The organism is Gordonia metallireducens, from assembly GCF_021245825.1.
GTDB classification, from domain to species: domain Bacteria; phylum Actinomycetota; class Actinomycetes; order Mycobacteriales; family Mycobacteriaceae; genus Gordonia; species Gordonia namibiensis.
The window spans coordinates 15,288-40,078 of the sequence record NZ_JAJQJP010000023.1; the positions used below are offsets into that span (position 1 = coordinate 15,288).

At 67.5% G+C, this 24,791-nt stretch carries 24 protein-coding genes; 18 read left to right on the plus strand and 6 right to left on the minus strand.

Translation table 11 applies throughout. From position 1 onward, the window contains the following. Positions 1–121 precede the first annotated feature (121 nt). From LQD00_RS07490 to LQD00_RS07500, 3 genes are all read left to right on the plus strand, one after another. Complete coding sequence (locus LQD00_RS07490) at positions 122–880, plus strand: SDR family NAD(P)-dependent oxidoreductase (RefSeq protein WP_232716497.1); 759 nt, start codon at positions 122–124, stop codon at positions 878–880. Next, on the plus strand, positions 877–1,296 hold the full coding sequence (locus LQD00_RS07495; RefSeq protein ID WP_232716498.1) for a VOC family protein: 420 nt from the start codon (positions 877–879) through the stop codon (positions 1,294–1,296). Before LQD00_RS07490 ends, LQD00_RS07495 begins: the two co-directional genes overlap by 4 nt. A 105-nt stretch (positions 1,297–1,401) precedes the next feature. After that, entirely contained in the window at positions 1,402–2,979 is a 1,578-nt protein-coding gene (locus tag LQD00_RS07500; protein WP_232716500.1) for an FAD-dependent oxidoreductase, read from the plus strand. 7 nt (positions 2,980–2,986) lie between these two features. Here the strand turns inward: LQD00_RS07500 and LQD00_RS07505 are convergent, their stop codons facing one another. Then, entirely contained in the window at positions 2,987–3,784 is a 798-nt protein-coding gene (locus tag LQD00_RS07505) for an IclR family transcriptional regulator (protein WP_006865424.1), read from the minus strand. A 247-nt stretch (positions 3,785–4,031) separates the two neighbouring features. Between LQD00_RS07505 and LQD00_RS07510 the strand changes: the two genes are divergently transcribed. From LQD00_RS07510 to LQD00_RS07570, 13 genes are all read left to right on the plus strand, one after another. Next, positions 4,032–5,096: a ferredoxin--NADP reductase gene (locus LQD00_RS07510; protein WP_232716503.1), complete on the plus strand. Its 1,065-nt coding sequence runs from the start codon at positions 4,032–4,034 to the stop codon at positions 5,094–5,096. A gap of 126 nt (positions 5,097–5,222) precedes the next feature. Beyond that, entirely contained in the window at positions 5,223–6,428 is a 1,206-nt protein-coding gene (locus LQD00_RS07515) for a Rieske 2Fe-2S domain-containing protein (protein WP_232716505.1), read from the plus strand. 54 nt (positions 6,429–6,482) lie between these two features. Further along, a complete protein-coding gene (locus LQD00_RS07520; RefSeq protein WP_232716507.1) occupies positions 6,483–7,667 on the plus strand; it encodes an acyl-CoA dehydrogenase family protein in 1,185 nt (394 codons plus the stop codon). A gap of 17 nt (positions 7,668–7,684) precedes the next feature. Then, positions 7,685–8,596: a VOC family protein gene (locus tag LQD00_RS07525; RefSeq protein WP_232716509.1), complete on the plus strand. Its 912-nt coding sequence runs from the start codon at positions 7,685–7,687 to the stop codon at positions 8,594–8,596. After that, positions 8,593–10,212: a flavin-containing monooxygenase gene (locus LQD00_RS07530; RefSeq protein WP_232716511.1), complete on the plus strand. Its 1,620-nt coding sequence runs from the start codon at positions 8,593–8,595 to the stop codon at positions 10,210–10,212. The genes LQD00_RS07525 and LQD00_RS07530 overlap by 4 nt, the downstream gene beginning before the upstream one ends. Positions 10,213–10,271: 59 nt before the next feature. Continuing rightward, entirely contained in the window at positions 10,272–11,258 is a 987-nt protein-coding gene (locus LQD00_RS07535) for an alpha/beta hydrolase (RefSeq protein ID WP_232716513.1), read from the plus strand. Beyond that, positions 11,255–12,157 carry an SDR family NAD(P)-dependent oxidoreductase gene (locus tag LQD00_RS07540; RefSeq protein ID WP_232716515.1) on the plus strand — a complete coding sequence of 301 codons (903 nt, stop codon included), beginning with the start codon at positions 11,255–11,257 and terminating at the stop codon, positions 12,155–12,157. Before LQD00_RS07535 ends, LQD00_RS07540 begins: the two co-directional genes overlap by 4 nt. A 52-nt stretch (positions 12,158–12,209) precedes the next feature. Then, the gene (locus LQD00_RS07545; protein ID WP_232716516.1) at positions 12,210–13,091 is read left to right on the plus strand and encodes an SDR family NAD(P)-dependent oxidoreductase; all 882 of its coding nucleotides are present in this window, start codon (positions 12,210–12,212) and stop codon (positions 13,089–13,091) included. Then, positions 13,091–15,115 (plus strand): flavin-containing monooxygenase, encoded by a 2,025-nt coding sequence (locus LQD00_RS07550; protein ID WP_232716518.1) that lies wholly within the window; start codon positions 13,091–13,093, stop codon positions 15,113–15,115. The genes LQD00_RS07545 and LQD00_RS07550 overlap by 1 nt, the downstream gene beginning before the upstream one ends. Next, on the plus strand, positions 15,112–16,797 hold the full coding sequence (locus tag LQD00_RS07555; RefSeq protein WP_232716520.1) for a 3-ketosteroid-delta-1-dehydrogenase: 1,686 nt from the start codon (positions 15,112–15,114) through the stop codon (positions 16,795–16,797). The genes LQD00_RS07550 and LQD00_RS07555 overlap by 4 nt, the downstream gene beginning before the upstream one ends. A gap of 13 nt (positions 16,798–16,810) precedes the next feature. Further along, positions 16,811–17,326, plus strand: a complete 516-nt coding sequence (locus LQD00_RS07560) for a flavin reductase family protein (protein ID WP_232716615.1) — start codon at positions 16,811–16,813, stop codon at positions 17,324–17,326. After that, positions 17,323–17,598, plus strand: coding sequence for a hypothetical protein (locus LQD00_RS07565; protein ID WP_232716521.1), 276 nt, complete (start codon positions 17,323–17,325; stop codon positions 17,596–17,598). The genes LQD00_RS07560 and LQD00_RS07565 overlap by 4 nt, the downstream gene beginning before the upstream one ends. Before the next feature lie 62 nt (positions 17,599–17,660). After that, positions 17,661–18,560, plus strand: a complete 900-nt coding sequence (locus LQD00_RS07570; protein WP_232716522.1) for an alpha/beta fold hydrolase — start codon at positions 17,661–17,663, stop codon at positions 18,558–18,560. Between the two features lie 49 nt (positions 18,561–18,609). Here the strand turns inward: LQD00_RS07570 and LQD00_RS07575 are convergent, their stop codons facing one another. After that, a complete protein-coding gene (locus tag LQD00_RS07575; protein ID WP_232716523.1) occupies positions 18,610–19,263 on the minus strand; it encodes a Dabb family protein in 654 nt (217 codons plus the stop codon). Further along, positions 19,256–19,603: a hypothetical protein gene (locus LQD00_RS07580; protein ID WP_040535266.1), complete on the minus strand. Its 348-nt coding sequence runs from the start codon at positions 19,601–19,603 to the stop codon at positions 19,256–19,258. The genes LQD00_RS07575 and LQD00_RS07580 overlap by 8 nt, the downstream gene beginning before the upstream one ends. Before the next feature lie 103 nt (positions 19,604–19,706). Between LQD00_RS07580 and LQD00_RS07585 the strand changes: the two genes are divergently transcribed. After that, a complete protein-coding gene (locus LQD00_RS07585) occupies positions 19,707–20,360 on the plus strand; it encodes a PadR family transcriptional regulator (protein WP_232716525.1) in 654 nt (217 codons plus the stop codon). A 21-nt stretch (positions 20,361–20,381) separates the two neighbouring features. Here LQD00_RS07585 and LQD00_RS07590 read toward each other — a convergent pair whose 3' ends face one another. From LQD00_RS07590 to LQD00_RS07600, 3 genes are all read right to left on the minus strand, one after another. Beyond that, positions 20,382–21,185: an IclR family transcriptional regulator gene (locus LQD00_RS07590; RefSeq protein ID WP_232716527.1), complete on the minus strand. Its 804-nt coding sequence runs from the start codon at positions 21,183–21,185 to the stop codon at positions 20,382–20,384. A 115-nt stretch (positions 21,186–21,300) separates the two neighbouring features. After that, complete coding sequence (locus tag LQD00_RS07595) at positions 21,301–22,542, minus strand: NADH:flavin oxidoreductase (protein WP_232716528.1); 1,242 nt, start codon at positions 22,540–22,542, stop codon at positions 21,301–21,303. A gap of 58 nt (positions 22,543–22,600) precedes the next feature. Next, positions 22,601–23,203: a TetR/AcrR family transcriptional regulator gene (locus tag LQD00_RS07600; RefSeq protein WP_232716530.1), complete on the minus strand. Its 603-nt coding sequence runs from the start codon at positions 23,201–23,203 to the stop codon at positions 22,601–22,603. A gap of 319 nt (positions 23,204–23,522) precedes the next feature. On the opposite strand from LQD00_RS07600, the gene LQD00_RS07605 reads away from it, so the two are divergent. Continuing rightward, positions 23,523–24,779 carry an ABC transporter substrate-binding protein gene (locus tag LQD00_RS07605; protein WP_232716618.1) on the plus strand — a complete coding sequence of 419 codons (1,257 nt, stop codon included), beginning with the start codon at positions 23,523–23,525 and terminating at the stop codon, positions 24,777–24,779. Positions 24,780–24,791: the final 12 nt, after the last annotated feature.

Here is a 24,791-nt window from a genome sequence, read left to right on the forward strand (position 1 = left end):
GCGATCCAAAATCATTGACTTGCCGGAGCGACTGCGGTGAACTGACTGCACGAGCCGATCGTCGTCTCCGCGCACCGCCGCGAGACCCTCTGGCCGATTCCATTCTTCGAAGGAGATTTCCTTGTTCAATTTGACCGGACATATCGCATTGGTCAGTGGTGCCGGACAGAGCGTCGGTGAGGGGATCGCGAAAGTGCTGGCACGCCAGGGCGCTTCGGTGATCGTGAACGACCTGCACGCCGACCGGGCCGAGAAGGTCGCCGCGGCCATCGCCGAGGAGGGCAATCGCGGGATCGCCGCCGCCTTCGACGTCACCGACTTCGACGCGACCGCGGAGGCCGTGCGGGTGGCCGAGGCCGAACTCGGCGGGCACGTCGACATCCTCGTGAACAACGCCGGTGTGGCCGAGGGGCGGGTCATCAAGCCCTTCCGTGACCTCGCCCCGGAGGAGTGGCGCGCGCCGATCGACCTCAACATCTTCGGCGCCATGAACTGCATCAAAGTCGTCCTGGACGGGATGTGCGACAACGGTTGGGGACGCATCGTGCAGATCTCCTCCGGCTCGGCACGCACCGGCCAGAACATCAACCAGACGATGTACGCCACGGGCAAGAGCGGGATCGAGGGATTCATCCGGCACCTGGCAGCCGAGACCGGCCAGTACGGGGTCACCGCGAACATCGTGGCACTGGGCCATCAGAAGAATCTCGAGGACAAGATGCCTCCGGAGATGATCGAACGAATCCTCACCCAGATCCCGATCGGGAGGCTGGGGGATCCCATCGAGGTCGGTGCCTTCTGCGCGTACCTCGCCTCGCACGAGGCCGGCGGGATGACCGGCCAGACGCTCGATTTCAACGGCGGGTCCCAAACCCGATGAACGCGGGACCAGCGGCCCCGAACGAGACGGGGGTCGTCTTGTCGCTCGCCGCGGTTCGGGTGTCCGACCTGCGCGGATCGACCGATTTCTACGCTCGCGGGTTGGGATTCGTCGTCGAGCGTGAATTCGCCACTCCGGCATTCGATGCGGTCATCTTGCGCGCCGGCACGGCGGGGATCGAGCTGATCCGCCCGAAAGGTGCCGCGGGGGAGGAGAATCCCGATCACGGGAACATGTTCGACAAGCTGGTCCTGAACGTCGCCGACGCGGCGGCCACCCTGCGACGCGGGGTCGACTGCGGCGGGACCGAAGTGTCCCCGGTGGTCGAGCACGCCTCCTACGGGATGGCGATCGGGGTCCTCGCCGACCCCGACGGCCACCGCTTGGAGCTGGTCTCCCGGAACGGTTCCCTCTGAGCGGGAGACCCCCACGTGGGTTGCGGCCGCCGCGACTAGCGTCTCGTCATGTGGCGCCGATCGATGCGCGATCGGCGATGATTCCGAGCAGAGGTGTGGCGCCTGATGGCCGTGGATGATCAGCAGTGGGACAGCAGTTACGACGTCGTCGTGATCGGCTCGGGTGGCGCCGCGCTCGCCGGTGCGCTGGCCGCGGTGAAGCGCGGGCTGTCGGTGTGCGTGGTGGAGAAGAGCTCGTACTTCGGCGGGACGTCGGCATATTCCGGTGGGAGCGTGTGGCTTCCGGGCAACCATGTGCTGGAACGGCAGGGTGTCGACGACTCCGTCGAGAACGGGTTGACCTATTTCCGGTCACTTGTGGGCGACCGCACCTCCGAGGCTCTGCAGCGGACGTTCCTGGAGACCGGCCCGGAGGTGGCGCGGTTCCTGGAGGACGAGGCCGGAATCCCCCTGGAGCACCGCCCTTTCCCGGACTACTACGCGGCCCCCGGTCGCAAGGACTTCGGCCGGAGCATCTTCGCCGCCCCCATCTCGGCCGGCGAGCTGGGCGACCGCCTGCGGGACATCCGACCGCCGGTCCCCGCCGATCAGTTCGGCATGGAGGTCGACCGCTCCGAACTCGACGGTGGTCAGGCCTGGATAGCCCGGATGGTGCTGGCGCTCGACGAGTCGGGCCGTGCCGACCTGCATCTCGGCACGGCGGCGGAGCGTCTGATCGTCGACGACGCGGGGGACGTCATCGGGCTCGAGGTCAGCGCCGGCGCACACAGACGGACGATCCGGGCCCGGGCCGGGATCATCGTTGCCGCAGGTGGTTACGAGCGCAACGCCGAACTGCGGCGCGTTCACCAGCAGATGCCGACCGCGGACTGGTCGGCGTCGCATCCGGACACCGGCAGCGGTGACGCGTTGCGGATGCTCTCGGAGGTGGGGGCGCAGGTGGACCTGCTCGACCAGTCCTGGTGGTGTCCCGCCACCCTGTTCCCGAATGGCCGCGCCGCGTTCACCCTCGGGGTCCGGGCGGGGATCATCGTCGATTCGGCGGGGCAGCGGTTCGCCAATGAGATGTTGCCCTACGACCAGATGGGCCGGGCGATGTTGCAGCGGATGCGCGACGGGGCCGGCGAGGTGTTCTGGTTCGTCTTCGACAACCGGTTCGGCGACGAACTCCCGGCGATCTGTGTGCCCGCGCCGGAGCGCGCCGCGATGACCGCGGCGGGCCTGTGGCACACCGCCTCGACCGTGGGAGAGCTCGCGGCGGCCACCGGCCTCGACGTCGAGAAGCTCACGGCGACAATCGATCGGTACAACGGTTTCGCCGCAGCGGGCCGGGACGAGGATTTCGCGCGCGGAGAAGATCCCTACGGCCGGTTCTTCGTCGGAGCGCAGGACGCCGCACAGTGCCTGCCGTCCCTCGACGGTTCGCGATTCCACGCGGTCCGCCTGGTGCTGGGTGACCTCGGCACGAAAGGTGGTGCGGTCATCTCCACCGAGGGCGCGGTGTGTCGAGCAGACGGCAGCGTGATCCGTGGTCTGTACGCGGCGGGGAACTCCTCGGCCTCGGTCTCGGGTGAGGTATATCCGGGGCCCGGTACGCCACTCGGATCGGGGATGGTGTTCGCCTACCGTGCCGTCGCCGACATGGCGGCCCATCTGGCCGGCGCCCCGGGTACCACCACGTAGAGGGTCCTCAGTGGTCGGTGAGATCTGCTGCGACGCAACGTTCCCAGATCTCGCCGGCCACGATACGGGCCGGCCCCATGAGCTTTCGGAGATCGACCGCGCCCACCGGAGCGCAGACCGAGAGGCCGGCGAGATTGCCGTAGATGTGATCGTGCGGTCCGATCGAGACGCCCACGCAGGCGACGCCGGGGAAGGCCTCACCGCGGTCGAAAGCTGCACCGCGGTCCCGGATCTGGGCCAGCTCGGCGTCGAACTGGGCGGGGCTCGTGATCGACAGGGCGGTCTGCTTGACGAGCGTGCCGTCGTCGAGCTTGTGCAGACCCCGAGGAGATTGCCGCGGGGCCACCTCCGCGTACGCGATGATGACCTTGCCGAGGGCGGTCAGATGGGCGGGAACCCGCTGGCCCACCGCGGTGGGTGTCGGGCCGCTGAGCCGCCCGTTCACCTTCGCGAGGTAGACGGTGTCACCGCCGTCGACGACGCCCAACTGGATCGTGTAACCCGTCCGCTGGGCGAATGCGTGCATCACCGGCCGTGCGGCTCGGAGCAGACGATTCTGGTTGAGCGCGGCCTGGCCCATCTCGTAGGCCTTCACCCCGAGCTCGTAGGTCTGTTCCGGTGACCGGGCCAGCCAGCCGGCACTGGCGAGCTGCTCGAGCAGCCGATGCACGGAGGATCGGGGTAGTTTGGTGCGCGCAGTGACCTGCGCCAGTGTCATCGGGGCCGATCCGTTGAACGCCTCGAGTACCGCCGAGATCCGATCCACGACCGAGATGGGTCCGTCGCTCGTCTGTGTCGTCCTCACCGCTCCTCCTCCGTGATGCCCGTCACAGTACCCCGCATGTTGTGGCTCTCACCACGGGGTGCTGGGTCCGGTTGCCCATCTTCGCCCCGGCGGACGGCCTCCGCCGACGGGCTTCCCGTCCAGCGGAACGACCGCCGGAATCGGGGGCGCCGATTCGTATGATTCCCGTCTGTTCGGCGCTTCGAGTGGCCTGGGTCACTCGATCGGACGTCGAAACGGTACATGACACATCGGATGGGTGGGCACCATGATCTGGGACAGGATTGACGGTCGGAACGATCGGCCCGGCCGGATGGTCAGGGTCGTCGGTGTCGTCGACGAGACGCACGACACCAGGTCGTTGCTGGTCGAACCCGCACCCGAGGACACCGCGGCGTTCGGCTACTCCGCGGGCCAGTTCTTGACCATCCGGGTGCCCGATCAGGGCCGAGGGGGAGCGCGGTGCTATTCGCTCGCGAGTTCGCCGCACGTGGACACGACCCTCAAGGTCACGGTCAAACGCGTGGACGGCGGTCACGGCTCCAACTGGGTCTGCGACACGATCGCGTCGGGGGATGAACTCGAGGTTCTCCCGCCGGCGGGTACGTTCGGCCCCAAGTCGCTCGACGAGTCCGTCGTGCTCATCGCCGGAGGGAGCGGCATCACCCCGGTGATCTCGATCGCGAAGTCGATCCTCGTCGCGGGTTCCGGAGACGTCGCGCTGATCTACGCCAACCGCGACGAGCGGTCGGTGGTCTTCGCCGAGGAGCTGCGTGAACTGGCAGATCGCCACGGCACCCGGTTCAGCGTCGTCCACCTGCTCGACTCCGTCCAGGGGCGGCCGACCGGTGCGGGCCTGTCCGCTCTGCTGCAGCCATACCTCGACCGGCAGGTCTACGTGTGTGGACCGCCGCCGCTCATGGACCTCGTCGCCTCTGTGTGTGAGGCCCTGGGTGTCGAGCGTGGTCGGGTTCATGCGGAGCGGTTCGTCTCGTTGCAGGGCAACCCCTTCGACGCCGTCGGCCCCGTCGGGGAGGAGGCGCCCGAGGACGACGACGATCCGGGGTGTTCGGTCGAGGTCCACCTCGACGGCGAATCGCACGTGGTGCCCTGGAGGGGCCGGAAGAAGCTCCTCGACGCGCTGCTGGAAGCAGGTCTCGACGCGCCGTTCTCCTGCCGGGAAGGGGCGTGCAGCGCATGCGTCTGCAGTCTCACCTCGGGCGAGGTTCGATTGGCGCACAACGAGATCCTGTCCGACGACGAGATCGCCGAGGGGTACATCCTGGCCTGCCAGGCCGAGCCTGTGGGCGAGAAGATCACGATCGAGTACTGAACTCGCGGTGGCGCCGAAAAGCCCTCCCACTCGATGGGAGACCCACGTCACACCGGGCGCCCTGGTTGCCAAGCTGAGGACACCGCGACGAGTGGCACGGTCGCGATCATCCGATCAGGAGGCGTTGTGAGTACGACCATCGAACCGAGCGGCGAAGTCAGGGACATCGACACCGGTGCGCCGCCACAGCGTTACGCCCGGGGATGGCACTGCCTCGGACTGGTCCGCGATTTCGCCGACGGAGCTCCGCACCAGGTGGCCGCGTTCGGTACCGAACTCGTGGTCTTCGCCGGTGAGGACGGCACGCTGAACGTGCTCGACGCCTTCTGCCGGCACATGGGCGGCAACCTGGCGCTCGGAACCGTCAAGGGCAACACGATCGCCTGCCCCTTCCACGACTGGCGTTGGCGCGGCGACGGCAAGTGCGCCGGTATCCCGTACGCGAAAAGGGTTCCGCCCATTGCGCGAACACGTGCCTGGACGTCCACGGTGGTGAGTGGCCAGCTGTTCGTCTGGCACGACCCGCAGGGATCGGTTCCGCCCCCCGAGCTCGCCATCCCGGAGATCCCGACCTACGGCGACGAGGGCTGGACCGACTGGGTGTGGAACTCGATCGACGTGACCGGATCTCACTGCCGCGAGATCGTCGACAACGTCGTCGACATGGCGCACTTCTTCTACGTGCACTACGGCATGCCGACCTACTTCAAGAACGTCTTCGAGGGGCACATCGCCAGTCAGGTCATGCGGTCGCGCCCCCGCGCGGATGCGGCCGGGGTGAGCCAGAGCACCAACTACAGCACCGAGAGCCAATCCGACGCATCGTATTTCGGACCCTCGTACATGATCGACAAGCTCTGGAGCGGCGGCCGTGATCACGACGGCGACCCGAACATCTACCTGGTCAACTGCCACTATCCGATCTCGCCGACATCGTTCCGGCTGCAGTACGGCGTGCTCGTCGAGAAGCCCGCGGGGATGGCCGACGAGCAGGCGAACCAGATCGCACAGGCCGTTGCCAAGGGAGTCGCCATCGGCTTCGAACAGGACGTGCAGATCTGGAAGAACAAGTCGCGCATCGACAATCCGCTGCTGTGCGAGGAAGACGGGCCTGTCTACCAGCTCCGGCGCTGGTACGAGCAGTTCTACGTCGACGTCGAGGACATCGCGCCGGAGATGGTCAACCGGTTCGAGTACCAGATCGACACCGAACGCGCCCTGAAGAGTTGGCAGGCCGAGGTCGAGGAGAACCTCGCCGCCGGCCGCAGCGCTCTGGCGCAGAACCCGGCCTCGACACCGAACCGCGAGGCCGCCGGCCAGTCCGTGTCCTGACCCCCCGTCGACAACACCGAGTGCCGCCGGCGCTCACTTCTGAGGAGAACACCTATGAGCCACGAAGTGCTCGACAAGGTCATGGACATGGCCGACGAACTGCGCGCGGGTGCGGAGGAGTCCGAGAAGCTCGGACGCCTGTCCGACGATGTCGCGAAGGGACTCAAGCAATCCGGCATCATCCGACTGCTCCAGCGCAATACCTATGACGGGTACGAGGCGCACCCGAGGGAGTTCGCCGAAACCGTGATGGGGACGGCGGGAATCTACGGATCGGCCGGTTGGATCGGCGGAATCGTCGGCGTCCACCCGTGGCAGCTGGCCTTCGCCGACCCCCGGGTCCAGGACGAAGTGCTCGGCGGCGATTCGGACACCTGGCAGGCGTCGCCCTACATGCCCGGTGGTGTCGCGACTCCCGTCGAGGGCGGTTACCGGATGACGGGGCGGTGGCAGTTCTCCTCCGGCACCGACCATTGCGACTGGATCTTCCTCGGCGCCTTCACCGGTGACGCGGACGGCAAACCGCTGATGCCGCCGGTCGGACTGCATGTCATCCTGCCGCGGTCGGACTACCAGATCGTCGATGACTCCTGGGATGTGGTGGGGCTCCGGGGAACCGGCAGCAAGGACATCATCGTCGAGGACGCCTTCATCCCGGCACATCGCGTCATGCGCTCCGGTGACGTCATCGACGGCACCGCGGCGAAGGAGTACGGCGTCACCGAGACGCTCTACAAGATGCCGTGGTCGACGATGTTCCCGCTGGGGATCACCTCGGCGACGATCGGTATCTGCGAAGGAGTGCTGGCAGCGGGGATCGCCTATCAGCGCGATCGGGTGGCCGCCACTGGTGGGGCGATCAAGGACGACCCCTACGTCCTGCACGCCCTCGGTGAGGCCGCTGCCGAGATCGACGCCGCACGGCAACAGCTCTTGGGCAACGTCGACCGCATCTACGACCTCGTGGACGCCGGCACCGAGATCGACTTCGAGATGCGGGCCGCCTCGCGGCGCAACCAGATCCGCGCCGCCTGGCGCGCAGTCCGCGCGGCCGACGAGATCTTCGATCGGTCCGGCGGCAACGCGCTGCGGATGGACAATCCATTGCAGCGGTTCTGGCGGGACGCGCACGCCGGACTGCACCACGCGATCCATGTCACCAGCACCACCTATCACGCCGCCGCGCTGGCATCCCTGGGTGTCGAGGTCCCCGCAGGTCCCCTGCGGGTGATGATCTGAGCCGGGGGATCACGACGATGGGTCTGATCGCAGCGCTCGGCTACGTACGGGTGATGGCCACCGACATCGATCGGTGGCGCGAGTTGGGTTTCGAGGTACTCGGATTCGCGCCGGGGACCGGACCCGAAAAGGATGCGCTCCACTTCCGGATGGACGAGCGCGCAGCTCGGATCACCGTGGAACGCGGCAATGCCGACCGGGTCACGGCAGTCGGCTGGGAGGTGCGCGACCACCTCGCACTCGCCGAACTCCGGCAAGTGCTCGACGAGGCCGGCACCCCGTACTCGGAGATGGACCAGGACCTGTGTGACCACCGCCGGATCGAGGGCGGCATCAGCCTGAAGGATCCCGGCGGAACGCCGCTCGAGATCTTCCACGGCCCGGTGCTCGACCACAGCCCGGTTCTCACCAGGTACGGACAGAAGTTCGTCACCGGCCCCCAGGGGCTCGGGCACGTCGTGATGCCGACGACCAACTTCGACGAATCCTACGTGTTCTACACGGAGACACTGGGATTCCTGCCGCGCGGGGCGTTCCGGATGCCCACGCCACCCGGGATGCCGCCGTCGAGGATCCGCTTCCTCGGGATCAACCAGCGGCACCACAGTCTCGCCATCATGCCGGCGCTCGAAGGGCGTGATCCCGGACTCATCCACGTGATGGTCGAGGTCGACGAGCTCGACGCCGTCGGCCGGGCCTACGACCAGGTCATGGCCCGCGACTTCCCGGTCTCCTCGACCCTCGGCAGGCACACCAACGACAAGATGGTCTCGTTCTACGTCCGGGTACCGGGCGGTTGGGACATCGAGTACGGCACCGGCGGGGTGCTGGTCGACGAAACGCACTACACCGCAGAAGAAATCACCGCCGACAGTTATTGGGGCCACGAGTGGATGTGGGCCCGGCAGGCCAAGGAGTCAGCATCGTGACCATCTCAGACACGCAGGGCGCGCGGACGACCGATCACGACGTGATCGTCATCGGCGCGGGCATCTCCGGCCTCTACGCCGTCCACAAGCTCCGCGGCGACGGCCTTGACGTGCACGGTTTCGAGTCCGCCGCGGACGTCGGCGGAACCTGGTACCACAATCGGTACCCCGGGGCGCGGTGCGATGTGGAGAGCATCGACTACTCGTACTCGTTCGACGAAGACCTGCAACAGGAATGGACCTGGACCGAGCGTTTCGCGACGCAGGCGGAGATCCTCGCCTACCTGCGTCATGTCGCGGACCGGTTCGACCTCAGATCTGCCTTCGACTTCCTCACGCGGGTCACCGCGGCCACCTACGACGAGGAACTCGCGCAGTGGGCGGTGAGCACCGACACCGGCTCCACCGTGACCGCGCGGTTCCTGATCATGGCGACCGGTGTGCTCTCCGCGACCAACAAACCCGACATCCCCGGCCGTGATCTGTTCGCCGGCGAGACCTACCACACCGGCGAATGGCCGCATCACGACGTCGATTTCGCCGGCAAGCGTGTGGGTGTCATCGGTACCGGGTCGTCGGGAATCCAGTCGATCCCGGTGATCGCCGAGATCGCCGAACACCTCGTGGTGTTCCAGCGCAGTCCCAACTACTCCATCCCCGCGGGTAACCGGCCGCTCTCCGAGGAGGTCATCGCCGAGGTCAAGGCCAATTACGCCGAACGCCGCCGGCTCTCCCGGATGAGCGGGGGAGGGACCCCGAACGCGCCGTACCCCAAGGGTGCACTCGAGGTGGACGAGGCGGAACGTACCCGGGTCTACGACGAGTGGTGGCAACGCGGTGGCTACCTGTTCGCCAAGGCGTTCCCCGACCAGACCACCAACCTCGCGGCCAACGACACCGCGCGTGAATACGTCGAGGCGCGCATCCGGGAGATCGTCCGGGACCCGGCCGTCGCCGACATCCTGATCCCGACGGATCACCCGATCGGCACCAAGCGGATCGTCACCGACAGCGGTTATTTCGAGACCTTCAACCGCAGCAACGTGACCCTGGTCAACCTGCGCGAGACCCCGATCGAGGAGATCACCCGGACCGGGGTCCGGACCTCGGGGGAGAACTTCGACCTCGACATGCTGATCTTCGCGACCGGGTTCGACGCGATGACCGGATCGTTGTCCCGCATCGGCATCCGCGGACGTGGCGAACGCACTCTCACCGAGGAGTGGGCCGCGGGGCCCCGCACCTACCTCGGCCTGGCGGTGCACGGCTTCCCCAACATGTTCATCCTCACCGGACCGGGGAGCCCGAGTGTCCTGGCCAACATGGTTCTCGGTGCCGAACAGCATGTGGACTGGGTCGCCGATGCCATCCGTCATCTCGACGAACACAATTCGGCGGCCATCGAGGCGGAGAGCGACGCGGTCGACAGCTGGGTCGCCGAGTGCTCGGCCAAGGCGGCCGGCACCCTCTTCCCCTCGGCGAACTCGTGGTACATGGGCGCCAACATCGAGGGCAAACCCCGGGTCTTCATGCCGTACATCGGCGGGTTCGGGAACTACGCGAACGTGTGCGCCGAGGTGGCCGAGGCCGGTTACAAGGGCTTCGAGATCTCCTGACCCGATGACGCGATCCCACACCATCCAGACGGATGGAAACCGACGGATAGGACACCGACATGAGCCGTCGTAGCGACCTGCATCCCGACGTCGAAGCGATGCTGACCGCCCTCGAGGCGGGATTCCCCGACGTCACCGAACACGATCCCCGCGAGCTGCGGGACATCATCGTGTCTCGGCGTGCTCCGCTCACCCGGCAGCCGGACATGGCGATCGCCCGCGATCTCACGATCGACGGACCGGGCGGCGACCTGGCGCTGCGGGTGTTCGTGCCGCACCGCGATTCCGACGACGGAAACAGGAGCGGAGGTCTGCCGGTCGTCGTGTTCGCACACGGCGGCGGGTTCGTCTTCTGCGACCTGGACAGCCACGACGAGTTCTGTCGATCGATGGCGGCGGAAGTGGGTGCGGTCGTGGTGGCGGTCGACTATCGTCTCGCGCCCGAACACCGGGCCCCGGCGGCGATGGAGGATGTCTATCGGGCACTGTGCTGGACGTCGGAGAACATCTCCGGGTTCGGTGGGGATCCGCATCGCATCGCACTGGCCGGCGACAGCGCGGGCGGAAACCTGGCCGCCACGACCAGTCTGGCCGCCCGCGACCGCAACGGGCCGAAGGTGTGCGCCCAGGTCCTGCTGTACCCGGTGATCGACGACGACTTCGACACCGCGTCGTACCGCGACTACGGAGTCGGGTTCTACAACACGACCAAGGCCATGCGGTGGTACTGGGAGCAGTACGCACCCCAGGGGCGGCACAGCGCCCTGGTGATCCCCACCAACGCAGACACATTGGCCGGTCTGCCCCCGGCGGTGGTGGCCACCGCCGAACTCGATCCGCCGTGTTCGGCCGGTGAGGAGTACGCCCGATTGCTCGCGGCCGCCGGCGTCCCGGTGATCGCTCACCGATTCGACGGACTCTTCCACGGCTTCCTCACCTTTCCGCAGCTCTCGCTCACGCCACCCGCGCGCGAGAAGGTCTGGCAGATGATCCGCGACATCCTCGCGGCGACTCCTGCGGACGAAAATCAGAGGAGCGCAACATGACACCACAGCAGGGGACACAGCAGCTGAGCGGCAAGGTCGCGCTGGTGACGGGCAGCAGCCGCGGGATCGGGCGCGGCATCGCCCGGCGACTCGCGAGCGCCGGGGCCACCGTCGTGGTCACCGCGCGATCCTCTACGCCGTCGCCGTCGATCCGCAACGGCGAGAAGCTGCTCATCTCCGGAACCCTCGACGAGACCGTGCACCTGATCGAGGAGGCCGGTGGAACCGCCCACGCGATCACCGCCGATCTCGAGGATCCAGAACAGCGCGACCGCCTCGTCGACGGCGTGGTCGAGGCCGCCGGCGGTATCGACATCCTGGTCAACAACGCCGGCTTTGCCGACTACTCGTCCGTCGAGGACATGAGCGTGGCAACCTTCGACCGGACGATCGAGCACTACCTCAAGGTGCCGTTCCTCCTGTCCCAGAGGGCGATCCCGCACATGCGGCGCAACGGTGCGGGTTGGATCGTGAACATCGGCTCCTCGACCGGGCTGAGCCCCATCCGGCCGTTCCGCGAGTACAACAAGACCTCCGGCGACGTGATCTACGCATCGGCCAAGGCGGCGCAGCACCGGTTCACCCAGGGCCTCGCGGCCGAGTTGCTCGACGACAACATCGCGGTCAACGCGGTCGGACCGTCGACGGCGATCATGACCCCCGGCGCCGAGGCACTGCTGCCGGACGGCTACGAGACCGAGCCGGTGGACTATCTCGCACAGACCGTCCTGGAGATGTGCACGCTCCCGGCCGCCGAGCGCACGGGCCTCGTCGCCTTCAGCCTCCACTATCCGTGGGCCACCGGGACACCGGTGTTCTCGGTGGACGGCCGCACCCAGCTCCCGCCACTCGAACCGCCGGCCTGGGCCAACCCCCACATAATGCCGGCCGGCGTGTGAACGCCGAACAGACGTGACGGGGACACGACCAGAATCGAGCGAGACAGGAATCATGACCAACGAAGCAGCACAGCGGTTTTCGTCGGGGACCGCAGTGGTCACCGGTGCCGCGGCCGGAATCGGTGAGGGATTCGCCCGTCACCTCGGTCTCCTCGGGATGCACGTGGTGGTGGCCGACATCGACCGCGATCGGGCCGCGGCCGTCGTCGACGACATCGCCGCGGCCGGCGGTCGGGCGAGCGCCTACGCCGTCGACGTCGGCGACCCCAGCGGGGTCGAGGAGTTCGCGGCCGCGGTGTTCGAGGGCCGCGGCAGTGTGGAACTGCTGATCAACAACGCCGGGATCGAATCGGCCGGGTTGATCTGGGAGATCGACGACGCCCGGTGGCGACGGCTCATGCAGATCAACGTCGACGGTGTCTTCTACTGCATCAAGTCGTTCGTGCCGCGGATGATCGCCGCCGGGACCCCGTCGTGCATCGCCAACCTCTCCTCGGTCGGCGGTTTGAATACCGTTGCGGTGCAGGCCCCGTACATCGTCAGCAAGCATGCCGTGCTGGCGATGACCGAGTGCCTCCACCAGGACCTGTCCATCGTCGGCGCACCGATCCAGGTGAGTGCGGTGATACCGCACTCGATCCGCAGCGACATCTTCCGGTCGGCACTGCGCGAGGCCCCGACCGACAATCCCACGGCCAACGCGGTGTTCGCCGCGATGCAGCGCGACAACGTCGAACGCGGACTCGACCCTCTCGACGCCGCCGCCCACATGCTCGATCAGATCGCGGCCGGTGAGTTCTGGATCCACTCCGACGACGAGATGTGCACGGCCGCAGCGCATCGGCGGGGCCGGCAACTGCTGGACCTCGCCCCGCCCGCCGACCCACGAGACATGCTCACCCGCATGGGTGTGCCAGTACCGGAAGGTGCATGATGACCAACGCAGTATCTGCGACCACCCACTCAGCGACGACCAACGCCGGCGCCGCCGATTCGGCATCCGTCGACGAGGCAGCCCTGCGAGCCGCGATCGCGAACTGTGATCCGGCGCCCCTGCTGATGTCACTGATCCACGTGACGGGCGATCTGGGTCTGCTCGAGGAATTCGGGCCCAGGCTCGAGATCTCCGTACCGGGAACGCATTACCAGACGGCGAACAGCAACACCCTGCCTGCCGGCGTGTACCCCGCGGACGTCGTCGCCGACATCCGTGAACGCGCCGTCGAACTCCTCGTCGGTTCCGACCTGACCGCTGCCATGGGGGTGCCGCCGGCCGAGGTCTTCGCCGACATGGCTCGGGTGGCGACCTCTCAGGTGGTCGACGACGAGTTCGTCCCTCTCCTCCTGGAGCAGGCCGGATTCGTCAGCGACCGGCGGAACGTCCCGGTGACGGTGGCTCCTCCCGCCGACTTCGACGTCATCGTCATCGGCGCCGGGATCACGGGTATCAACGCTGCCATCAAGCTGGGGGAGGCCGGGTTCTCCTACACGGTGTTCGAGGCGAACAGCGACATCGGCGGGACCTGGCACCGCAACCTCTACCCCGGTGCAGCGGTCGACACGCCGAGTCACTACTACTCCTACTCTTTCGAACTCAACCCCGAGTGGACCCGGTACTACCCGACCGGACCCGAATACCAGCGGTACCTGCTGTCCGTGGTGGACAAATACGGCCTCCGCGAACACATCCGGCTGAACACCGAGGTGGTGTCCGCCACCTGGTCCGAGGGTGACCAGCGGTGGCAGGTCGTCATCCGCGATGCCGCGGGCAAGACCTCGACGCGTTCGGCGCGTGCGGTGGTGAGTGCACTCGGCATGCTGAACGCACCCAACATTCCCAACGTCCCGGGCCTCGACTCCTTCGCCGGGACGGTCGTGCACACCGCGCAATGGGATCCGGCGCTGGATCTGACCGGCAAGAAGGTGATCGTGCTCGGCACCGGGTGCACCTCGGTGCAGGTGGTGGCGAGCATCGTCGACCAGGTCGCCTCTCTCGACGTCGTCGCACGATCCCCGCACTGGATCGTCCCGGAACGCGCCGTGGTCAATGATGTTGCCGCAGAACAACGGTGGGCCCTCGCGCACCTACCCTTCTACCACGAGTGGTTCCGGTTGCGGTCCTACTGGTTCGCCTCGGACAATCTGTACCGCCTGCCGCGGGTGGATCCGGAATGGGCGGCGACGCACTTCTCGGCCTCGGCCGAGAACGACATGGTGCTCCGCAACGCGCAGAAGTATCTGCAGGACAACTTCGCCGACGATCCGGAACTCATGGCGAAGCTGACCCCTGACTTCCGGCCCTACGCCAAGCGGATCGTCAAGGACCCCGGTTTCTACGCGGCCCTCAAACGCGATCACGTCTCCCTGCATCGCGCGTCGTTCGCCGAGGTGACCGCCGACGGGGTGCGCACCACCGAGGGGGAGTTCCTCGAGGCCGACGTCATCATCCTGGCCACCGGGTTCAAACTGCAGTTCACCACCGCGATCGACATCGTCGGCCGCGACGGCAGGAGCCTGGCGCAGGTGTGGGACGGCGGCGAGGACCCGCGTGCGTACCTGGGCGTGCAGGTCTCGGGCTTCCCGAACCTGTTCGTCACCTCCGGCCCCAACTCCGCACCCAATCACGGTGCCGGGCACAACATCACGAGCGAAGAGCAGGTCCACTACATCGTCGAGTGCCTGCAGTACCTGATCGAGAACGATCACCAGTCCATGGATGTGCGACCCGAGGCGCTCGCGGAGTACAACGCGCGGGTGGACGAAGCGCTCGACGAGACGGTGTGGATGCATCCGGGAGGTCAGGTCAACAGCTACTACCGGAACAGTGCCGGCCGGGCCGTGGTGCCGTGCCCGTGGCGTCTCGTCGACTACTGGACGATGCTGCGCGAACCACACCCCGAGGACCTCACGTTCGTCACCGCCGACCGTAGCCCTGACGTCGAAGCGGTCCGGTCATGAACGCGACTGTGCCGCAGACCGATCAGACCGTGGACCTCCTGGTCGTCGGCTCGGGTACCGGACTGGCGGCCGCGCTGGCCGGCCACGAGCTCGGCCTGTCGACGCTGGTGGTGGAGAAGTCGGAGTACGTCGGTGGTTCGACGGCGCGCTCCGGCGGGGCGTTCTGGGTGCCGGGCAATCCGATCCTGCGCCGTGAGCAACCCGACGACGGCCCGGCGGCCGCGGCCGACTACGTACGCGCGGTGGTGGGTGACAGCGCTCCTGCCGAGAGGGGTGCGGCCTTCCTCGAACACGGTCCCGAGGCCATCGCGATGCTCGAGCGGACGACGCCGATGACGTTCATGTGGGCGCGCGGCTACTCCGACTACCACCCGGACGAACCGGGCGGATCCGCAGTCGGCCGCACCTGCGAATGCAAGCCCTTCGACGTCGCGACGCTCGGCCCCGAACAGGCACGTCTGCGACCGGGGTTGATGGAATCACCCCTGCCCATGCCCATCACCGGTGCCGACTACAAATGGCTGAACCTGTTGCGAAGCACGCCGAGTCGTTCGCTCCGCCGCATCGTGAGGGCATTGGGTATCGGGCTCGGAGGGCTCGTCGTCAAGCGTAGGTATGCCGCCGGCGGACAGGCGATCGCCGCCGGACTGTTCGCGGGGGCGCTGGCCGCGGACATCCCGATTTGGACCGACACCCCGATGGTGGATCTCGTCGTCGAAGACGGCCGTGTGGTGGGGGCCGTGGTGAACCGGGACGGCGTCGATGTCACCGTTCGCGCGCGCCGGGGCGTGGTGCTGGCGGCCGGCGGTTTCGATCACGACATGGAGATGCGGCACAAGTTCCAGTCGGAGTCGTTGTCGGCGAACAGCAGTCTGGGTTGCACGACGAACACCGGCGATGCGATCAAGATCGGTCAGGACCTGGGTGCGGGGGTGGCGTCGATGGAACAGGCGTGGTGGTTCCCCGCGGTCGCGGCCGTACCCGGCGGGTCGCCGTCGGTGCTCCTGGCCGAGCGGTCACTGCCGGGGTCGTTCATCGTCGATGCGTCCGGGCGCCGATTCATCAACGAGGCACTCGACTACATGACCTTCGGGCAGCGGGTACTCGCCCGGGAGCAGGCGGGCGACCCGGTCGGGACCATGTGGCTGGTCTTCGACCAGCGATACCGCAACAGCTACCTCATGGCGGGCAGCCTCTTTCCCGGGCAGCCGCTGCCCCGAGCCTGGTACGAGCACGGCATCGCGGTCCGCGCGGATGATCCGGGTGACCTGGCCATCCACATGGGTGTCGACGAGACCGCGTTCCGGAACACCTTCGACGCGTTCAACGCGGCGGCCGCCGTCGGCGTCGACCACCAGTTCGGACGCGGCACCAACGCCTACGAGCAGTACTACGGCGATCCGACCATCAGCCCGAATCCCACGCTCCGCGCGCTCGACGGTGGACTGTTCGCCGTACGACTGGAGTTGAGCGACCTCGGGACGTGCGGCGGTCTGCAGGCGGACGACCGGGCTCGCGTGCTGCGCGAGGACGGATCGGTGATCGACGGCCTCTACGCCACCGGCAACACCGCGGCGAATGCGTTCGGTGCGACCTACCCCGGCGCGGGCGCGACCATCGGACAGGGCCTCGTCTACGGGTACATCGCCGCACTGAGCGCGGCCGGCCGGCTCGCGAGGTGACACGGTGAGCCAGATGACCGACGGGCCGATCGTCGACGGCGCATCGATGCGACATGTGCTGGGCCACTTCGCCACCGGCGTCGTGGCGATCACCGGTATCCATCCCGACTCCGGGGAACCGGTCGGGCTGGCGGCGAACTCGTTCACCTCGGTGTCCCTCGATCCGCCGCTGGTGGCGTTCTGCGTGGGCCTGACCAGCACGTCATGGCCTCTCGTGCGTGCCGCAGGCCGGTTCACGATCAACATCCTCGCCGACTCGCAGGAAGCGGTCTGTCGTCGTCTGGCGTCACCCGGTGCGGACAAGTTCCGCGACGTCGACTGGACACCGGCGCCTTCGGGTGCCCCGGTCCTGACGGGTGCGCTGGCGTGGATCGACGCCGAGCTCGATGCCGAGCACGCAGCGGGCGACCACACCATAGTCGTGGCGCGGGCACATCATCTCCGCGCGTCCGACCAGGAGCCGCTGTTGTTCTACCGCGGCGGTTACGGTCGGATCGCTCGTCCGGATCCGGCCGGAGGCGTCGTATGACGATGCAGCCCATCTCGTGCCAGGGGTGCGGCCGGGAGGTGCTGGTCGAGAAGTTCAGCGCGGCGCACACCTCGATCCAGTGGCCGTTCGACGCACGCGAGTGCCCTTTCATCGCGGCCCGTGACGACGCCGGAACCGCTGCCGGTTTCGGCGCGAACACCCACGGGTGCGAGCAGCTCCTGCGCACCATCGATCAGGCGTTCGCGGAGCAGTCCCTCACCGAGAGTGGTATCGAACTCCCTGTGGGACAGAACGTTCCGCGACTGCACTGAACGACGACCGGTGAATGGGACGGGCGCCGTCACGCCGGTCGCGGAGGTGGGACTCTGCGAGTATGGTGACCGACAGCGCGATCGAGACAACCGTAGCAAGCGGAAACACGGAGACGTCGGGCGTCCCCGAACTCCGTGAACTCGCCACCGAACACGGCACATTGCGATATCGGGAGGCCGGCGACGGACCGCCCCTGCTCTTGCTGCACGGCTCCGGACCCGGCGTGACCGGGTGGCGCAACTTCAGCGGCAACATGCCGGTTCTCGCGCGGCACTACCGGACCATCGTCCTGGAGTTCCCCGGTTTCGGGGTCAGCGACAGTTTCGGTGCGCCGCACCCGATGCACTCGGCGCCGACCGCGGTGCGGGCTCTCCTCGACGGTCTCGACCTCGATCGTGTGCGACTGATCGGCAATTCCATGGGTGGCTTCGTGGCCACCGACTTCGCGCTCTCCGATCCGGAGCGGGTGGAGAAGCTGGTGACGGTCGGCGGCGCCGGGACGAGCCTCTTCGGCCCGCAACCGGGTGAGGGCATCATCCGGCTCGGCGAGTTCGTCGACAACCCGTCCCGCGAATCCCTGGTGGCCTGGCTGAATTCGATGGTCTACGACCGCTCGCTGATCACCGAGCAGATGATCGACGAGCGGTGGGAGCAGGCCACCGATCCGGAGACGCTGGCCAGTTCGCGGGCCATGTACGGGCGGGCCGCACTGGACCGGATGGCGCAGGCAATGCGGTCGTCGGAGGCGACACCCGGATGGGCGAACCTGCGCAAGCTCTCCGTGCCCACCCTGATCACGTGGGGGCGTGACGACCGGGTCAGCCCGGTCGACATGTCCATCCTGCCGATGCGGATGATCCCCCACGGCGAGATCCACATCTTCCCGAACTGCGGCCACTGGGTGATGATCGAGCAGAAAGAAGCCTGGGAGTCGGTGGTCCTGGCCTTCCTGGCCCGCTAGGGAGGTGCGGGTCCCGGTCGTCTGGTCGGTGGATCAGATGACCGGGGGATCAGATGACCGGGGCCGGTAGCCGACAGTAGCTGTGGCAGACACGATCGGAGATGATCCGATCCGGGCATTCCGGGTCGAACCAGCGGTCCACGAGTCCCCAGTGGACCGGATGCATCATGTACTGGCCGGTGAGAGCGTCGACGTCGGCGAACTCCTGCTCCCAGACGTGGGTCCACGTCGACGCGCCACGTGCCCGGATCACCGGGCTCAACTGCCATGCCCTGATTCCCGACATGTGATCGGGCATCGTCAGCGTGGCGTTCTCGAAGCGGTCGACCTCGGCGGCCGGCGCGGTCTCGTCGACCCGCAGGAGCAGGGTCCGGTAGACGGTAGGTGAGGGGCCGTCGTCGCGTCGGCCGGTCGTGTCCGGGCCGTCCGCTCCGAGGTACTCCACCGCATCCACATGTCGCACCGCGCTGTGCGCGAGGACCGCGTCGAGCACCGCCCGGGTGTCCTCCCAGTCCCCGGCGTCGGCGAACTGGAGATGGACGAGCAGATCCCCGCCGTTGCGGACCCCGGGCAGGGTCGCTTCGATCAGGATGCGCTGAGCCCGAGACTCTTCGGCGACGCCGCGGAGACGTTTGACGAGGACCGCGGTCTCGAGGTCGTCTCGTGGGTCGGCCAGGTGGAGGAGCGAGGTGACCTTATACATCGTTCAGCTTCTCCACATCGTCGGCGGAGGCCGCCATCGAACGGGTGCGCTCGACGATCAGTGGCTCCATGGACGTCCACCATCGGGACGGTTCGGGGTCGTGCCGGCCACGGACCGCCGCGGCCCACCAGTCGCCGGGCCCGGACACGGTCCACGTCGCCGTCACCGTGTTGTTCTCCCCGTCGATCCACGCCGGCGGACTCACCAGGACCCGGTCGAGCGTCAGGCCGCGTTCGCGGGCGGACGGCGCGTACTCGTGCAGGTACGCGTCGATGAACTCCGGGGCGCGGCCGGGTCGGACGACGACCTGATCGACGATGTAGATGGTGGCGTCGGGCATGTGACCACGGTAGGTGCCCGTATCACCGCTCCGGACAACGGTTCCCGGTAGCCGGGAGCTGACCCACCGCGAGGGCATGGTGCGCTTTGTAAGGTAGACGACCATGGGACCTGACAGCGCTGCTCATCCGCACCTCCCGGCGACCAGCTGGGCGGTGCTGGGGATGCTGTCGTTCGGCGAGGAACTGACGGGCAACGACCTGAAGAAGTGGGCCGACTGGAGCATCGGGTTCTTCTACTGGAGTCCCTCGGTGAGCCAGGTGTACACCGAACTGAAGAGGCTCGAGGATCGTGGGCTGGTGACCTCACGGATGGTCGCCGGTGACGGTGAGCGGGGACGGCGCCTGTATGGCATCACCGACGCCGGGGTGTCGGCGTTGCGGAGCTGGTCCCGTGACGCCGACGTGGAGCTGCCGGTTCTCAAACACGGTGTGATGCTTCGCCTCTGGATGGGCCACCTGCAGGAACCGGAACAGCTCAAGGAGCTGGTGCAGGCCCACATCGACAATCTCACCGAGCAGGCCCGTCGCGCCGGGGTCCACGCCGAGCACTCCGACGACGAACCTGCCTGGGCCTTCTCGCAGATGAGTCTGCGGTGGTCGCAGCGCTACTTCGAGTCCGAGATCCGTTTGGCCAGAGAGCTTCTCGACGACATCGATGCCGCGGCGATCCGCTACCGCGAGTCCGCCGCACACGACGAGAACGGTTTGCCGATCCCACGGGACCCGGGGACCTGGCGGTCGACCGTCGAGGACTGACGGGTTGCGCGGGGTCGGCGGCTATCCCTCGGACAGCACGCTCGCGGCGGTGGGTAGCGAACGCAGGAGATCGCGGCGCTGAAGTGTCGGTGTCACCCGCACCCCGGCCGACAGGCTCCGCCAGATCGCGCCGGCCGCGAGCTGTACCGGGCTGGTCATCCGATGGTCGAAAGCCATGTCCCGCAACGGTCCACAGATCGACACCGCGGTCGTCGCCTCACCGACGGGGCCGATTGGGGCGGCGATGCACCCGAACCCGCGGAGTGCCCCGTCCCGGTGCGTGGCGAACCCGCGCTCCCGGACCAGTGCGTCACCGGGGAGGTCGCGGCCGTTGAAGGCGAGCAGGGCGTTCCCCAACGCGGTCCGCTCGGCCGGCAGGCGACCACCGACCCGGGTCGGCACATGAGCCGCGAGCCGGCCGCCGATCTTGTCCAGATAGACGATGTCCTCGCCGTCGAGAACTGCGAGATGCACGACCATGCCGGTGATCCGATACAGGTGGTGGAGATGATCGGCGGACGCCGAGTGCACCCGATCCTGGTGGACTGCCAGCGACCCCAGCTCGACGAGGCGGATGCCCAGGCTGTAGTCACGGCCCTGTCGTCGGAGCCACCGCATCGCGACCAGACGGTCCAACATGCGGTGCGCCGACGACCTCGGCACCCCGGTGCGGACGACGACCTCCGCGAGGCTGAGCGTCTCCCGCCCGGCGAACGCCTCCAGGACCAGCGACAGGCGATCGAGGACGGCGGTCGGGGCCGCGTCGTTCACGGGTGTCCCCGGCCGGTCGCAAGAGATCGGGGCGGGTTCGGCAAGCGTCGTCATGTCGGCACTCCTTCAGGCAGCTAACGCTCTGACATGGCTATTTCGATTAGGAATATGCCATAGCGGAGCGCGCTTGTGAAGCAGGTCACGCAACTTCGTCCCGGTTTCGCGTCGGTCAGCGGGCCGGCTCGACCACCAGCGGGCACCTGGTGCCGGTGAAGATGCTGGCCGCGCACAGATTGCAGTGGATGCACAGTGAGGTCGCATCGCGATCCTTGCCGATCCGGTTGATCAGGTCCGGCTCCCGAAGCAGCGCGCGCGCCATGGCGACGTACTCGAAACCGTCCGACATCGCGGTGTTCATGGCCTCGAGGTCGGTGATCCCGCCCAGCAGGACCAGGGGCATCGTGAGCGCGTCGCGGAACTGGCGGGCGAAGTCGCGGAAGTACAGCGGCTCATAGGGGTAGTGGGAGAACACCATGTTGCCGAACATCTTCATCCCGAGCTTGACGATGCCCTTCTGGGTCTCGGCCATCTCGCGCACGGGAACGTCGCCGCGGAAGAGGTACATCGGATTCAGCAGCGACGACCCGCCGGTCAGTTCCAGTGCGTCGAGGTGGCCGTCGGCCTCGAACATCGTTGCCACACGGAGGGATTCGTCTAGCCACAATCCGCCGGGGACGCCGTCGGCCATGTTCATCTTCGCCAGCACCGCGATGTCGTCTCCGGCAGCTTCCCGGACCGCCGCCAGGATGCGGCGCGCGAACTCGGCGCGGTTGGTCAGCGACCCGCCCCAGGAGTCCTTGCGGCGATTGAGATTAGGGCTCAGGAACGAACTCGCCAGGTAGTTGTGGCCGAGGTGGACCTCGACGGCATCGAAGCCGACCTCCTTGGCGTATCGCGTGGCCTGTGCGTGCGCCTCGATGACGCGCGCGATGTCGGCCGGCGTCGCAGCACGGTCGAGGGCCATCGCGAGCGGGTTGGGCCGGGTCGACGGTCCGATCGACGGCAGGCCGGTCGAGCGGGAGTTGGCCACCGGCCCGGCATGCCCGATCTGCGCAGAGATCTTCGCGCCGGTGGCGTGGACGGCCTCGGTGAGCCGTCGCAGGCCGGGTAGCGCCTCCGGTCGCCAGTAGATCTGGTCGCGTTCGGTCCGTCCCTCGGGTGCCACCGCGAGGTAGGCGACCGTGGTCATGCCCACACCGCCCTCGCCGACGGCGACGTGGAAGTCGATGAGGGCATCGGTGACCAGTGCATTCGTGGTCACCCCTTCGAAGGTCGCCGACTTGATCACCCGGTTCCGCAGTTCCACGGGTCCGATGCGTGCCGGGGCCAGCGGATCGGGATGCGGAGGTGCGGGGCGCGTGGACTCGGTGAGCGGCAACGAAGTGATGGGGGAATGGTTCTCGACGGTCATGGGGTTCCTTTCGGATCGGGCTGTGGTCGGAGGGGGAGCGGGGTCGGTCCCCGGTGTGTCACGGGGCCGGGACGGTGATCGTGAGCCAGCGGAGCGCCTCTTCCACCGCGTCGGCCGAGTCGATGTCGGGGGCGAGTTCGGCCCAACTGAGCAGGGTGTCGAAGGTGGCCGCCTGGTACGCCGTGGCAATCGCGCGGCACGCGGAGGCCGGCGCCTCGGGGAGTCGTCTGCCGATGAAACCGGCGAGTTCGTCGATCCACGGCCGATACGCGGCGGGGGCCATCGCCACGAGTTCGGGCTCGGACGAGATCAGCCGCAACCAGTCGGCACTCACGCGCTGGACATGCGGTTCGTGTGAGACCGACTCGGCGATCGCGTGGCGGACGGCGTCGCCGAGGGGGGCGTCGGCGGCGGTGGCGGCCAGTGCGGCGGTGAGGCGTTCGGTCGCCGGTTCGACGCCCAGCCAGGCGATGTCGGATTTGGATGGGAAGTGACGCAACAGTGTCCGCGCGCTCACTCCCGTCGCGGCGGCCAGGTCCTGCCAGCTCGTGGCCGCGAAACCGTGCGTCGACCAGAGGCGGTACGCCTTGGCGACGACGTCGTCGGTGTCGAGGACAGACGGCCGTCCACGGCGCCGGGGCGTGCCGGGTGCGAGCGTCATGAGAGCTACATCACCATTATTGGCGAGGACTGTCAATAATGCGACGGCACGTTCGTCCGATCGAGCCGATGTCAGGGGTGCTGACTGAAGTGGCTGCGGCAGGCCTGATTTCGGGTCGTCTGACCAAACGACGCCACGTTCCCGGCTCAGATTTTCCGACCTCCCAGTCAATGGGAACGCCTCATCGCGGGCCCGTGGCGGTACGCACATAATTCACTGCCGCCACCCGGAGGGTGATGTGCATCACGCGAGGAACTGTGCGTGTCGGATGTCTCGTCCGGTGCGGGTTCTCGCACATCTCGTGAAGGAGAAGCCCGATATGAAACTCGGCGGACTGATTCGGCACCGGCGGACCATCGTCGGCGTCGGTGCCCTGGCCGTGGTCGCCACCTTCGGCGCCACCGCCTGTGGCAGTGATGATTCCACCAGCGACAGCGCCTCGTCGGCCTCGACGTCATCGCTCCCCTCGGAGCCGGCGTCCGGCGAACCGATCAAGATCGGATTCGTCTCACCCGAGGGCGGCGCCGCGGTGTCGATTCCCGAGTACCGACAAGGCGCCGAAGCCGCGGTGCAGTACGTCAACAACAATGCCGGCGGCCTCGCCGGCCGGCCGATCGAACTCGTGGTCTGCAAGCAGCAGGAGGAGCCGACCTCGGCCACCAAGTGCGCCAACGAACTGGTCGAGAAGAAGGTCGCAGCGGTGCTGTCGCCGGGCACCTCGATGGGACAGGTGATCGTGCCGATCATCTCCGGCGCCAAGATCCCCTACGTCACCCTCAACGCGGTGTCGCCGATCGAGCTGACCTCCCCCGACGTCGCCGCGCTGTCGGCCGGACTGCCCGGCACGCTCACCGCGATGGCCAGTGGGGCCAAGGACAAGGGGATGAAGTCGGTCACCCTGTTCGCCAGTGACGGCGGCGGGATGGGCAACGTCATCACCCAGATGGGAACGCCCGTCTTCAGTGGCTACGGCGTGGATCTGAAGGTCGTGCCCCTGCCGCTCGGCGTGCCGGATCCGACCCCGATGGTCTCGGCGGGTCTGTCCGAGAAGCCAGACGGCGTGAGCATCATCGCCGACGCGGCGACCTGTGCGGGCGTGCTGAAGGCCGTCCAGACCGCCGACCCGAACGTGGAGAAGATCCTGATCCCCACCTGCCTGGACCCCAACGTCACCAAGGTGATCGGCCTGGACACGGTCAAGGGCAACGTCGGCATCACCGCCACGGACTACCTGTCCGACAACCCGGACTCGGTGCTGTACCGATCGGTCCTGGGTCAGTACGCACCTGATCTGTCGATCACCGGCGCCGGTGCGTCGGGTTACCAGGTGCTGCTCGGGTTCGTGCGCACCGCCGGTGGCGTCCAGGGCGACGTGACCCCGGCCTCGCTGGGTGCGGCGATCAAGTCCGCCAAGGATGTCGAGATGCCCGCCGGCGGCGGCATCACGGTGACCTGTAATGGCAAGGCGTTCCCGCAGATGCCTGCGCTGTGCTCCAGCCAGATGCTCTACGGAACCGTCAACGACGAAGGCGTGCCGGTCGACCTGAAGCTGGCCGGCCAGCAGCCGGCCGCCTAGCCCGGCACACGA

Bases quoted from the DNA above. Each gene is read 5' to 3' on its own strand.
- LQD00_RS07520 (WP_232716507.1), top strand. From the start codon at position 6,483: ATGAGCCACGAAGTGCTCGACAAGGTCATGGACATGGCCGACGAACTG.
- LQD00_RS07525 (WP_232716509.1), top strand. From the start codon at position 7,685: ATGGGTCTGATCGCAGCGCTCGGCTACGTACGGGTGATGGCCACCGAC.
- LQD00_RS07560 (WP_232716615.1), top strand. From the start codon at position 16,811: ATGACCGACGGGCCGATCGTCGACGGCGCATCGATGCGACATGTGCTG.
- LQD00_RS07510 (WP_232716503.1), top strand. From the start codon at position 4,032: ATGATCTGGGACAGGATTGACGGTCGGAACGATCGGCCCGGCCGGATG.
- LQD00_RS07575 (WP_232716523.1), bottom strand. From the start codon at position 19,263: ATGTATAAGGTCACCTCGCTCCTCCACCTGGCCGACCCACGAGACGAC.
- LQD00_RS07590 (WP_232716527.1), bottom strand. From the start codon at position 21,185: ATGACGACGCTTGCCGAACCCGCCCCGATCTCTTGCGACCGGCCGGGG.
- LQD00_RS07550 (WP_232716518.1), top strand. From the start codon at position 13,091: ATGACCAACGCAGTATCTGCGACCACCCACTCAGCGACGACCAACGCC.
- LQD00_RS07585 (WP_232716525.1), top strand. From the start codon at position 19,707: ATGGGACCTGACAGCGCTGCTCATCCGCACCTCCCGGCGACCAGCTGG.
- LQD00_RS07570 (WP_232716522.1), top strand. From the start codon at position 17,661: ATGGTGACCGACAGCGCGATCGAGACAACCGTAGCAAGCGGAAACACG.
- LQD00_RS07555 (WP_232716520.1), top strand. From the start codon at position 15,112: ATGAACGCGACTGTGCCGCAGACCGATCAGACCGTGGACCTCCTGGTC.
- LQD00_RS07595 (WP_232716528.1), bottom strand. From the start codon at position 22,542: ATGACCGTCGAGAACCATTCCCCCATCACTTCGTTGCCGCTCACCGAG.
- LQD00_RS07605 (WP_232716618.1), top strand. From the start codon at position 23,523: ATGAAACTCGGCGGACTGATTCGGCACCGGCGGACCATCGTCGGCGTC.
- LQD00_RS07535 (WP_232716513.1), top strand. From the start codon at position 10,272: ATGAGCCGTCGTAGCGACCTGCATCCCGACGTCGAAGCGATGCTGACC.
- LQD00_RS07540 (WP_232716515.1), top strand. From the start codon at position 11,255: ATGACACCACAGCAGGGGACACAGCAGCTGAGCGGCAAGGTCGCGCTG.
- LQD00_RS07600 (WP_232716530.1), bottom strand. From the start codon at position 23,203: ATGACGCTCGCACCCGGCACGCCCCGGCGCCGTGGACGGCCGTCTGTC.
- LQD00_RS07495 (WP_232716498.1), top strand. From the start codon at position 877: ATGAACGCGGGACCAGCGGCCCCGAACGAGACGGGGGTCGTCTTGTCG.
- LQD00_RS07500 (WP_232716500.1), top strand. From the start codon at position 1,402: ATGGCCGTGGATGATCAGCAGTGGGACAGCAGTTACGACGTCGTCGTG.
- LQD00_RS07580 (WP_040535266.1), bottom strand. From the start codon at position 19,603: ATGCCCGACGCCACCATCTACATCGTCGATCAGGTCGTCGTCCGACCC.
- LQD00_RS07565 (WP_232716521.1), top strand. From the start codon at position 17,323: ATGACGATGCAGCCCATCTCGTGCCAGGGGTGCGGCCGGGAGGTGCTG.
- LQD00_RS07545 (WP_232716516.1), top strand. From the start codon at position 12,210: ATGACCAACGAAGCAGCACAGCGGTTTTCGTCGGGGACCGCAGTGGTC.